Source organism: Pseudomonas sp. Teo4, assembly GCF_034387475.1.
Classification (GTDB): Bacteria; Pseudomonadota; Gammaproteobacteria; order Pseudomonadales; family Pseudomonadaceae; genus Aquipseudomonas.
The window spans coordinates 17,833-28,382 of record NZ_JAXCIL010000004.1 but is presented as its reverse complement, the minus strand read 5'-3'; the positions used below and the strand labels follow the sequence as shown (position 1 = coordinate 28,382).

Genomic DNA, 10,550 nt, shown 5'->3' with positions numbered 1-10,550 from the left:
ACGCGCTACCAGACAAGCTATCTGTTGTCGAGATATGGCGGGGCCTGTCCTTTGCGTATACTGCAAACTATGTTCGCCCACACTGTTTTGCGCCAGCGCTGCGCCAGATGGCTCATCGCAACCGGACTCTTTCTGATGCTCGGTGCCTGTGTTGAAAAACCCAGCACCCTGGAGCGCGTGAAGGAGGACGGCGTGCTGCGCGTCATTACCCGCAACAGCCCGGCGACCTACTTCCAGGACCGCAACGGCGAAACCGGCTTCGAATACGAGCTGGTCAAGCATTTCGCCGACGATCTCGGCGTGAAGCTGCAGATCGAAACTGCCGACAACCTTGACGAACTGTTCGACCAACTCAGCAAACCGTCCGGCCCGGTGCTGGCAGCGGCCGGCCTGGTCAGTAGCGAACGGCGCAAGGCCCAGGCCAGGTTCTCCCACCCGTATCTGGAAGTGACTCCGCAGGTCATCTACCGCAACGGCCGCCCACGCCCGACCGCCGCCAAAGGGCTGGTCGGCAAGAAAATCATGGTGCTCAAGGGCAGCAGCCACGCCGATCAGTTGGCCGAACTGAAAAAACAGTACCCGGGGCTGCAGTACGAAGAGTCCGATGCGGTCGAGGTGGTCGACCTGCTGCGCATGGTCGATGAAGGCCAGATCGACCTGACCCTGGTCGACTCGAACGAACTGGCCATGAACCAGGTCTACTTCCCCAACGTGCGGGTGGCCTTCGACCTGGGCGACACCCGTGACCAGCGCTGGGCGGTGGCGCCCGGTGAAGACAACAGCCTGCTCAACGAGGTCAACGAATTCCTCGACAAGGCGCAGAAGAATGGCACCCTGCAGCGTCTGAAAGACCGCTATTACGGCCATGTCGACGTTCTGGGCTATGTCGGTGCGTACACCTTCGCCCAGCACCTGCAACAACGCTTGCCCAAGTACGAGAAGCACTTCAAGAGCTATGCCAAGGTCGAGCAGGTCGACTGGCGCCTGTTGGCCGCGATTGGCTATCAGGAGTCCATGTGGCAACCGGAGGTCACCTCGAAGACCGGCGTACGCGGCCTGATGATGCTGACCCAGCGCACCGCCCAGGCCATGGGCGTATCGAACCGCCTGGACCCGAAGCAGAGCATCCAGGGCGGCGCCAAGTACTTCATGAAAATCAAGGAAGAGCTGGACGACAGCATCCAGGAACCGGACCGCACCTGGTTCGCCCTGGCCGCCTACAACGTCGGCAGCGGCCACCTGGAAGATGCCCGCACCCTGGCCAAACGCGAAAAGCTGAACCCGAACAAGTGGCTGGACGTGAAGAAAATGCTGCCACGGCTGTCACAGAAGCAGTGGTACCGTCAGACCAAGTATGGCTATGCCCGTGGCGGTGAGCCGGTGCACTTCGTGGCCAACATCCGCCGCTACTACGACATCCTCACCTGGGTGACCCAGCCGCAGCTCGAAGGCCAGGTAGCCGAAGGCAATCTGCATGTGCCTGGGGTCAACAAGGACAAGCCGGCGGATCAGTCGCCGCCGATGTGATGAGCTGGGCTTGAGGCAATTGGCTGCCTGTACGGGCCCTTTCGCGGGTAAACCCGCTCCCACAAGGTGCTCCACAACTTTCAGGTCCCTTGAAAACCCTGTGGGAGCGGGTTTACCCGCGAAAGGGCCGACAAAGCACCAAAAACCCTGCAAGGGTCAGGCTTTGGCCCGCCGAGCCTTGAAGAACTCGCTAAGAATCGCGCCACATTCCTCGGCCAGCACCCCACCCTCGAACATAACCCGATGGTTGAGAAACCCTTGGCTGAAGAACTGCCCCTGGCTCTGCACGATGCCCGCCTTGGGCTCTAGCGCGCCATACACAACCCGCGCCACCCGCGAGTGCACGATCAGCCCTGCACACATGCTGCAAGGCTCCAGGGTCACATACAGCGTGCTGCCAGGCAGCCGATAATTGCAGGCCGATTTCGCCGCAGCCCGAATGGCCACCATTTCGGCATGCGCACTGGGGTCGCTGTCGACGATAGGCCGGTTGAAGCCCTGCCCAATCACCTGCCCGTGCTGCACCAGCACCGCCCCGACCGGCACCTCTCCCATTGCGGCGCCCTGAGCGGCCAGCTCCAATGCCAGGCGCATGAACTCCTGATCGCGGCTGCGATCGATGATCTGTGGACGCATCAGACCACCGCGATCGCGGCCATCAGGCCGGTTTCCATGTGGTCGATGACATGGCAATGGAACATCCAGGTGCCTGGGTTATCCGCGACCAAAGCCACCTGGGCACGCTCGTTCTTGCCCAACAGGTAGGTGTCGGTGAACCAAGGTTCGACGATCTTGCGTCGATTGGACGCGATCACCTTGAAGCTCATGCCGTGCAAGTGGATCGGATGCTGGTACTGGGTCATGTTCTTCAGCTCGAAGATGTAGCTCTTGCCCTTCTGTAGCGTGGCAATCGGTCGGTCGGCGCAGGTCTTGTCGGTGATGTCCCAGGCCTGACCGTTGATCTGCCACAAGCTTGGCGGCTTGCCGTTTTCGGTGTTGACCGAAACCTTGCCGACCCACTCGAAATTGAAGTTGAGCTTCTCGGCATTCTCCAGGTCTGGCTCGGCGATCGGATTGGCGGGCAGCGCGGCTGGCCAATCGGAGGGCGCGTCTTTGCTGGCCACAGACCGCAGGGTACCCAAGCGCACGAAACCGTCGCGCAGCGATATCTCTTCGCCCACCTCTGGAATGCGAATGGCCAGGCAGATGCGCATGCCAGGGCCGAGCCAGTATTCGTCTTCCAGCGGGCGTGGGGTGACTGGATTGCCGTCGAGGGCGTAGATCCTGGCTTCGCAGTTGCCCTTGAGGTTCAGGCGGTAAGTCCAGGTGTTGTCCAGGTTCAGCAGGCGCACGCGCACGACTTGGCCGGCGGGCAACTCGGTCACCGAATCGGCCTGCCCATTGATGGTGATCAGCCGCCCGGCAGTGCCGTTACGCGCAGCCTCGCGGGGAATGCTGAAAGGCAGCCAGGCGCCCTGCTCGTCCACATGCCAGTTCTTCAGGCTCAACGTGCGCTCGTGAAGGAAACCGGTGGGTTCACGCTCCTCGACGATCAGCGGGCCAACCAGTCCACGACCAAGCTCCTCGGAACTGCTGACATGGGGGTGGTACCAGTAGCTGCCGGCATCCGGCACGCGGAACTTGTAGTCGAAGTACTCACCCGGCTTGACCGGAAGCTGCGAGACATATGGCACACCGTCCATTTCCAGCGGCAGGCGAATGCCATGCCAGTGGATGGTGGTTTCCACCGGCAGATGGTTGATGAAGCGCACCCGCAACCAGGTGCCCTGGCGCACCCGCAACTCAGTGCCCGGTGCCGAAGGGCCAAAGGCCCAGGCCTCGGTCTTGAAGCCCGGTACCAGCTCCACATCCAGCGGTGCGGCGATCAGCTCGTAGTCGTGCCCGGCGTTCTCGTCCTCGACCTTGCCCAGCCAGTACCGCGCCGCGCCTCCGGCGCCCAGGCCTACCACAACCAGGCCAGTAAGGCCTTTGAGCATTTGTCGACGGGTAAAGGACATCGGTGCGGGTACCTCATTTCTGCGCAATCAGTCTGCCAGCAGGGGCTGGCGATGAAGGGCGAATACGATACACCTGCATTTGCGAAAGATTAAGTGAAGTCTTGCCGCACCACCGGCAAGCGACCGCGCCCGCCCGCCGATGCCCGTCCTGCCCGTGAGTGCCAGACTGACGCCGCTGGGGCCGACTTGCTCAATCAAGGGTGGACTGCTTAAGTTCAAGCAGATGGGGTGCGCAGGTGCTGGCCTTCTACCCATCAACCGTTTCCAACAAGACGCCTGCTCAGTCAAAGCGAGGGTTCGACAACATGTGGAAAAGGAATTCGTTACTACACATTTCTCTCCTGCTCGCTGTTAGCCTTCTTCTCGTACCGAAGATCATCCTGATCGAGTTTTTCTCTTATCGATGGGTCGATACCGGCGCTCTCGATATTGCCCAATACTTGCTACAAGACGTGATTCTTGTGGCTGCCCTTTATGTGATCGCCGTCAACACCATTACCAGAAACAGGTTCAACTTCTATCTGTTGAGCATCGTCTCAGGCGCCTTGCTGCTGTTCCTGCTGGTGGACATGCGTGTTCGGGAACTATGGCTGAAGCCACTGGACTGGCAACTGATAAGCTACAGCCTGCAAAACGCAAGCAACCTGACCTCCGGGGCCGAGGTTTTCCTCAAGCAATCCGCCGGATTTGGGTTCACATTCAGGTTCATTGTCTTCGTGCTCTTTCTTGCTTACCTGGCGACGTGGTCTTTCGTTGGGCTGGCTACTTACATCGCTTATAAAGAACAGCGCACGGACGCGACCAAGAGAGCCCCATACCGCTGGGCTTCGCTACTCGTGATATCCGCCCTGCTCATCGGTGCCATCTATGCCAAAGACGCGCGCTACGACCTGAACGAAAATATTGTCATCAGCCCACTGGTCACCACGCTCAGAGACACGACGTCTTTAAACGCTGCGCCGCACAGACCTCCACTGCCATTCGAGCAACCCGCCTACCCGCTATCCAGCGTAAATAACGTGCAAAAACTTCCCGCTCAAGCCACGCCAGACTTCAAGAACCTGGTTTTCGTCGTTCTCGAGTCGGTTCGCTGGAACAGCATTTTTGCGCCCGGTATCAATACCGCTGAAAAGTACCCCACCTTCGAAAAGCTTGCCCAAGAGGGCATGCTCTTCAAATCATACGTATCAATCCCGCACTCGTCCAAAGGCTACCACGCGATCCTGACTGGGCTTCACGCCTACCCCGACGTTGAAATCAAAGAGGCCATGTACCTGCTGCAACCTAGCGTCATTCATGAGCTGAAAAACAGAAAAAACATGGAAGCCGTCGCCTTCAGCTCGCTGTATCTGCAGTTCGAAAACATGGAGGGGTTCTTGAAGTCCATCGGCGTATCGAATGCCTATGCAGTCTCGGACATCATCCCCGCCGAAAATCGGCCACAAAACGCCAGTAGCTTCGGTGAAAGTGATGAACAGCTGTTTTCGTCCAGCATCCCTTACCTGGAGAACATCAAAAAGAATGGCAAAGGGTTCATCGCGCTCTACTTCCCAAGCGCAGCCCACTATCCCTACTACTGCAGCCAAGGCAGCACATCACAGAGCGAACTTGAAAAATATGAAGATTGCATAGCCAAAACAGACAGCGTGCTGGGGGAAATGCTGACTTCATTTGACAAAAAAGGCCTTCTGGACTCGACATTATTCGTGTTCGTAGGTGACCACGGTGAGTCGTTCGGTGAGCACGGCCTGTTCATTCACAACTCCTCCATGCATGAAGAAGAAGTGACCGTACCGCTCATTTTCTGGGCAAATGGAAAACCTCTGCCCAAGCCCGCTTCAATGACCAGTCACCAGACCGATATTGCGCCTACGGTGGCCGACTTCTTTGGCGTTACCGAATCTCCCCTCTCTGTACAAGGCATCAGTTTGTTGAGGGAACATGGTAAGCGAACGTTCTTCATGTCCACGTTCTTTGACCAACTGTCATCTGCGTTGGTAGAGCACCCCTACAAATACATTTACGAATTCAGCTCGGACACCCTGACGAAATACAATATCGAGGAAGACCCGCAGGAAAAGCACCCGCAACGTGTAGAGGGTGATGAGTTCACCGCGGTCAAGAACAGGCTGCTTTCCTATAATTTCTACCAGAAAGCGCTATTTGCCAAAAAGCCTGAAAAACCTAAGCAACCTGAATGAACAAAAACCAAAAAGCCCGCAATTATGCGGGCTTTTTGGTGTATCCATGCCTGTCGGTGCCAGCTTAGGCCGGCAGCCCGATCATTCCCACTCGATGGTGGCCGGCGGCTTGCTCGACACGTCGTAAGTAACGCGGGAGATACCGTCGATTTCGTTGATGATACGGCCGCTGACAGTCTCCAGCAGCTCGTACGGCAGGTGCGCCCAACGTGCGGTCATGAAGTCCACGGTCTCGACGGCGCGCAGGGCCACGACCCAGGCGTAACGACGGCCGTCGCCAACGACACCCACCGACTTGACCGGCTGGAACACCACGAACGCCTGGCTGGTTTTGTGGTACCAGTCGGCCTTGCGCAGTTCTTCGATGAAGATGTGGTCGGCGCGACGCAGGATGTCGGCGTATTCCTTCTTCACTTCGCCGAGGATACGCACACCCAGGCCTGGGCCCGGGAACGGGTGGCGGTAGACCATGTCGTACGGCAGGCCCAGCTCCAGGCCGATCTTGCGGACTTCGTCCTTGAACAGCTCACGCAGCGGCTCGACCAGCTTGAGGTTCATTTCCTCAGGCAGGCCACCAACGTTGTGGTGCGACTTGATCACGTGGGCCTTGCCGCTCTTGGCGCCGGCCGACTCGATCACGTCAGGGTAGATGGTGCCCTGGGCGAGGAACTGGATGTTCTCGAGCTTGCTGGCCTCGGCATCGAACACGTCGATGAAGGTGCGACCGATGATCTTGCGCTTCTTCTCCGGGTCGGCTTCGTCGGCCAGGTTGTCGAGGAACTGCTTTTCAGCGTCGGCGCGGATGACCTTGACGCCCATGTTCTCCTTGAACATGGCCATCACCTGGTCGCCCTCGTGCAGGCGCAGCAGGCCGTTGTCGACGAATACGCAGGTCAGCTGGTCGCCAATGGCGCGGTGCAGCAGCGCGGCAACCACCGAGGAGTCAACACCGCCGGACAGGCCCAACAGGACGTTGGCCGAACCGACTTGCTCACGCACCTGGGCGATGGCGTCTTCGACGATGTTGGATGGGGTCCACAGGGCTTCACAGCCGCAGATGTCCTGAACGAAGCGGGACAGGATGCGACCGCCTTGCTTGGTGTGGGTCACTTCCGGGTGGAACTGCACGCCGTAGTAGCCCAGGGAGTCGTCGTACATGCCGGCGATCGGGCAGCTCGGGGTGCTGGCCAGAACGTGGAAGTTGCCCGGCATCTGGGTGACTTTGTCACCGTGGCTCATCCACACATCCAGGCCCAGTACGCCGTCATCGTCGACATGGTCTTCGATGCCGTCGAGCAGGCGGCTCTTGCCGACCACGTCGACGCGGGCATAGCCGAACTCGCGCAGGTCGGAACCTTCGACCTTGCCGCCCATCTGCTCGGCCATGGTCTGCATGCCGTAGCAGATACCCAGCACCGGCACCTTCAGGTCGAACACTGCTTGCGGTGCACGCGGGCTGTTGGCTTCGTGGACCGACTCTGGGCCGCCTGCCAGGATGATGCCGCGAGGGTTGAATTCGCGGATCGCTTCATCGTCCATGTCGAACGGGTGCAGTTCGCAGTAGACACCGATCTCGCGCACGCGGCGGGCGATCAATTGGGTGTACTGGGAACCGAAATCGAGGATCAGGATGCGGTGAGCGTGAATGTCGAGGGCCATGACTCAATCTCGTCAGTGGAAATCGGAAACGACGCGGGGCTGTCATGACAGCCCCGCTTGCACATGTTGCTTGAAGCCTCAGCCTACGCGGTAGTTAGGGGCTTCTTTGGTGATTTGCACGTCATGCACGTGGGACTCGGCCATGCCGGCACCGGTGATGCGCACGAATTCCGGCTTGGTGCGCATCTCTTCGATGGTCGCGCTGCCGGTGTAGCCCATGGACGAACGCAGGCCGCCCATCAGCTGGTGGATGATCGCAGCCAGAGCGCCTTTGTAGGGCACGCGGCCTTCAATGCCTTCCGGAACCAGCTTCTCGGCACCGGCCGAGGAGTCCTGGAAGTAACGGTCGGAGGAGCCTTGCGCCTGTGCCATGGCACCCAGCGAACCCATGCCGCGGTAGGCCTTGTAGGAACGACCCTGGAACAGTTCGACCTCACCCGGCGCTTCTTCGGTACCGGCGAACATCGAGCCCATCATCACGCACGAGGCGCCGGCAACGATGGCCTTGGACAGGTCACCGGAGAAACGGATACCGCCGTCGGCGATCAGTGGCACGCCAGTGCCTTCCAGCGCGGCGGCGACGTTGGCGATGGCGCTGATTTGCGGCACGCCGACACCGGCCACGATACGGGTGGTGCAGATGGAACCTGGGCCGATACCGACCTTGACCGCGTCGGCGCCAGCTTCAGCCAGGGCCTTGGCAGCGGCGCCGGTGGCGATGTTGCCGCCGATCACCTGAACTTGCGGGTAGTTTTCTTTTACCCAGCGAACGCGGTCGATCACGCCTTTGGAGTGACCGTGGGCAGTGTCGACGACCACCACGTCAACGCCGGCGGCAACCAGGGCGGCAACGCGCTCGCCGGTGTCCTTGCCGGTGCCGACGGCCGCGCCGACGCGCAGACGACCCTGGTCGTCCTTGCTGGCCAGCGGGTAGGCCTTGGCTTTTTCGATGTCCTTGACGGTCATCATGCCCTTGAGGGCGAACTTGTCGTCGACGATCAGGACTTTTTCCAGGCGGTGCTTGTGCAGCAACTCGCGGACTTCGTTCTTGTCGGCGCCTTCGCGGACGGTGACCAGACGCTCTTTCGGCGTCATCACGTCGCGGACCTTGGCGTCCAGACGGCTTTCGAAGCGCACGTCACGGGAGGTCACGATGCCGACCAGGTCGCCGTTCTCAAGCACCGGAACGCCGGAGATATTGTTCAGGCGGGTCAGGTCGAACAGGTCGCGCACAGTGGCGTCGGCGTCGATGGTGATCGGGTCCTTGACCACGCCAGCCTCGAACTTCTTGACCTTGCGGACTTCGCCGGCCTGCTGTTCGATGGTCATGTTCTTGTGGATGATGCCGATGCCGCCTTCCTGGGCCATGGCGATGGCCAGGCGCGCTTCGGTCACGGTATCCATGGCGGCGGAAACCAGCGGAATGTTCAGCTCGATGCCACGGGTCAAACGGGTCTTGAGACTGACTTCATTGGGCAGTACCTCGGAATAACCAGGTACAAGGAGGATATCGTCGAAGGTCAGGGCTTCTTGGCTGATACGCAGCATCGCGGGGGCTCCCGGGCGGGAAAAATGGAAGCGCGCCATTATACTCATCCACGGCGCGCCGCTCAATGCAAAAAAGGGGCCTTCGGTCAGGCGCGTGGCACTTTTACCTGCACCACGGCCACCGGCTGGTCGAGCCAGTCGGCGAAGCTGTCAAGGAAGGCCTGGGTAAACCCGGCCTCGCCCCAGTTGTTGAAGATGAACCCCAGGTTGGAAAAGGCACATGGCTGCAGGAAGAGAAAGCCATTGATGTCATCTTCGAAGCCACACAGCGGGCAGGTGAAGTTGTCGCTGACGCCCGGCATCCACTCTTCCAGGCTTTCGAACAGCGGCTCGCCGACTTCACGCCGGCACTCCGGGCAACCGGCTTCTTCGAGAAAACCTTCGGTCGGGGTGTAGATGCAGCGCTTGAGCATCACTTCCAGGCCGTTGACCTGCTCACCGAACGGCAGTTTCTCGGGGTGCAGGGCAACCTTGCGCGCACCTTCGGCCAGGGCATGGCCCATGCGGTTGCCGGTACGACCACAGGTGGTCAGTTGCTCCTCGACGATTTTCTCGCGCACCAGCCAGCGCAGGATGGCCCTGGCACGGGCTTCGTGAACCGGCACGGTGGAAAGTTTGGGGACGATGATGCTCTGGGTGCTCATTGCAAAAACTGGCCTGCGAACTGCGATATTGGCGCAATTCTACCGCTCACCCGCTCAGGTAGCGACCGATCAGGGCCAGGCCGCTGGCCAGGACCAGCCAAGTGACCAGGCGAATGAAGGCTTCACGGGATAGTTTCATCGACAGCCGACGGCCAACCCAAAGCCCGGCGAACATCACCGGTAGCAGACAGGCTGCCAGTAGAAGCAGACTGCTATCGGCGTATACGCCCGCGATCAGAAATAGCGAAAGGCGAACGATTGTGCTGCAACTGATCAGCGCACTTTGGGTTGCTCGCACCTGCTCTTTTACTTCCAGCCGTGCGCTGAGGTAGAGGGCGTAGAGAAAGCCACCGCTGCCGAATAATGCACCGAACAAGCCGCCAACTGTGCCCATCGGCACTGCCCACACGCCAGACAGCTTGGCTGGCCTGACCTTTACCGCAAGACCATAAATGGCATAGGCCGTCACGAACAGGCCCATCAGCAACAGCAGAAGGTCGGATTTGAGCTGCAACAGGAATACCACACCCAAAGTGCAACCCACGGCCATGCAGGGCAGCAGGCGTAGCAGTTCGCCACGCACCACGTCGCGCCTCGAAGGCAGCAGGTTGCCGAAGGCGGCGACGAAATCCAGCAGCACCAGCAACGGAATGATGCGCGACAGCGGCATGAAATGGATGAGGACTGGGCCGGCGATCAAAGCGGTGCCGAAGCCGGCGATGCCGAAGACAATGTAGGCGGCGGCGATGGCGAGGAGCATGGGGAGCCAGTCGAAGGGGGTTAGGGAGAGCTGGGTTAGCATTGGGATAGTCCTTTAAATGCGCATGCCTTGTGATTGCATGTGGGCGAACAGGCGCATGCCTTGAGGTTTATAGCGCCTTTGAGATCGAGCGCCGCCCGCGCGGCGCATCGCGAGCAAGGCTCGCTCCTACCTCTATTTCGGGCCAATTATG

General features: G+C 59.9%; 8 protein-coding genes. 2 read left to right on the top strand and 6 right to left on the bottom strand.

Translation table 11 applies throughout. The features are described 5' to 3' along the window. The first annotated feature begins 69 nt into the window (after positions 1 to 69). Positions 70 to 1,527, top strand: a complete 1,458-nt coding sequence (gene mltF, locus PspTeo4_RS28615) for a membrane-bound lytic murein transglycosylase MltF (protein WP_322367003.1) — start codon at positions 70 to 72, stop codon at positions 1,525 to 1,527. A gap of 156 nt (positions 1,528 to 1,683) precedes the next feature. Here the strand turns inward: mltF and tadA are convergent, their stop codons facing one another. Together tadA and PspTeo4_RS28605 are read right to left on the bottom strand one after the other, a co-directional pair. After that, on the bottom strand, positions 1,684 to 2,163 hold the full coding sequence (tadA, locus tag PspTeo4_RS28610) for a tRNA adenosine(34) deaminase TadA (protein ID WP_322366961.1): 480 nt from the start codon (positions 2,161 to 2,163) through the stop codon (positions 1,684 to 1,686). Next, positions 2,163 to 3,545 carry a multicopper oxidase family protein gene (locus tag PspTeo4_RS28605; protein WP_322366960.1) on the bottom strand — a complete coding sequence of 461 codons (1,383 nt, stop codon included), beginning with the start codon at positions 3,543 to 3,545 and terminating at the stop codon, positions 2,163 to 2,165. Before PspTeo4_RS28605 ends, tadA begins: the two co-directional genes overlap by 1 nt. A gap of 305 nt (positions 3,546 to 3,850) precedes the next feature. On the opposite strand from PspTeo4_RS28605, the gene PspTeo4_RS28600 reads away from it, so the two are divergent. After that, positions 3,851 to 5,746, top strand: coding sequence for an LTA synthase family protein (locus PspTeo4_RS28600; protein ID WP_322367002.1), 1,896 nt, complete (start codon positions 3,851 to 3,853; stop codon positions 5,744 to 5,746). Between the two features lie 81 nt (positions 5,747 to 5,827). On the opposite strand, the gene guaA is transcribed toward PspTeo4_RS28600, so the two are convergent. The 4 genes from guaA to PspTeo4_RS28580 form a co-directional block, all read right to left on the bottom strand. After that, positions 5,828 to 7,405 (bottom strand): glutamine-hydrolyzing GMP synthase, encoded by a 1,578-nt coding sequence (gene guaA / locus PspTeo4_RS28595; protein ID WP_322366959.1) that lies wholly within the window; start codon positions 7,403 to 7,405, stop codon positions 5,828 to 5,830. Between the two features lie 78 nt (positions 7,406 to 7,483). Then, entirely contained in the window at positions 7,484 to 8,953 is a 1,470-nt protein-coding gene (gene guaB, locus PspTeo4_RS28590) for an IMP dehydrogenase (RefSeq protein WP_322366958.1), read from the bottom strand. An 86-nt stretch (positions 8,954 to 9,039) separates the two neighbouring features. Further along, positions 9,040 to 9,597: a sugar ABC transporter ATPase gene (locus tag PspTeo4_RS28585; protein ID WP_322366957.1), complete on the bottom strand. Its 558-nt coding sequence runs from the start codon at positions 9,595 to 9,597 to the stop codon at positions 9,040 to 9,042. A gap of 46 nt (positions 9,598 to 9,643) precedes the next feature. Then, a complete protein-coding gene (locus PspTeo4_RS28580) occupies positions 9,644 to 10,399 on the bottom strand; it encodes a sulfite exporter TauE/SafE family protein (protein ID WP_322366956.1) in 756 nt (251 codons plus the stop codon). Positions 10,400 to 10,550 lie beyond the last annotated feature (151 nt).

Excerpts from the sequence above, each read along its gene's own strand:
- guaA (WP_322366959.1), bottom strand. The coding sequence starts at position 7,405 with ATGGCCCTCGACATTCACGCTCACCGCATCCTGATCCTCGATTTCGGT.
- PspTeo4_RS28585 (WP_322366957.1), bottom strand. The coding sequence starts at position 9,597 with ATGAGCACCCAGAGCATCATCGTCCCCAAACTTTCCACCGTGCCGGTT.
- mltF (WP_322367003.1), top strand. The coding sequence starts at position 70 with ATGTTCGCCCACACTGTTTTGCGCCAGCGCTGCGCCAGATGGCTCATC.
- PspTeo4_RS28580 (WP_322366956.1), bottom strand. The coding sequence starts at position 10,399 with ATGCTAACCCAGCTCTCCCTAACCCCCTTCGACTGGCTCCCCATGCTC.
- PspTeo4_RS28605 (WP_322366960.1), bottom strand. The coding sequence starts at position 3,545 with ATGTCCTTTACCCGTCGACAAATGCTCAAAGGCCTTACTGGCCTGGTT.
- tadA (WP_322366961.1), bottom strand. The coding sequence starts at position 2,163 with ATGCGTCCACAGATCATCGATCGCAGCCGCGATCAGGAGTTCATGCGC.
- guaB (WP_322366958.1), bottom strand. The coding sequence starts at position 8,953 with ATGCTGCGTATCAGCCAAGAAGCCCTGACCTTCGACGATATCCTCCTT.
- PspTeo4_RS28600 (WP_322367002.1), top strand. The coding sequence starts at position 3,851 with ATGTGGAAAAGGAATTCGTTACTACACATTTCTCTCCTGCTCGCTGTT.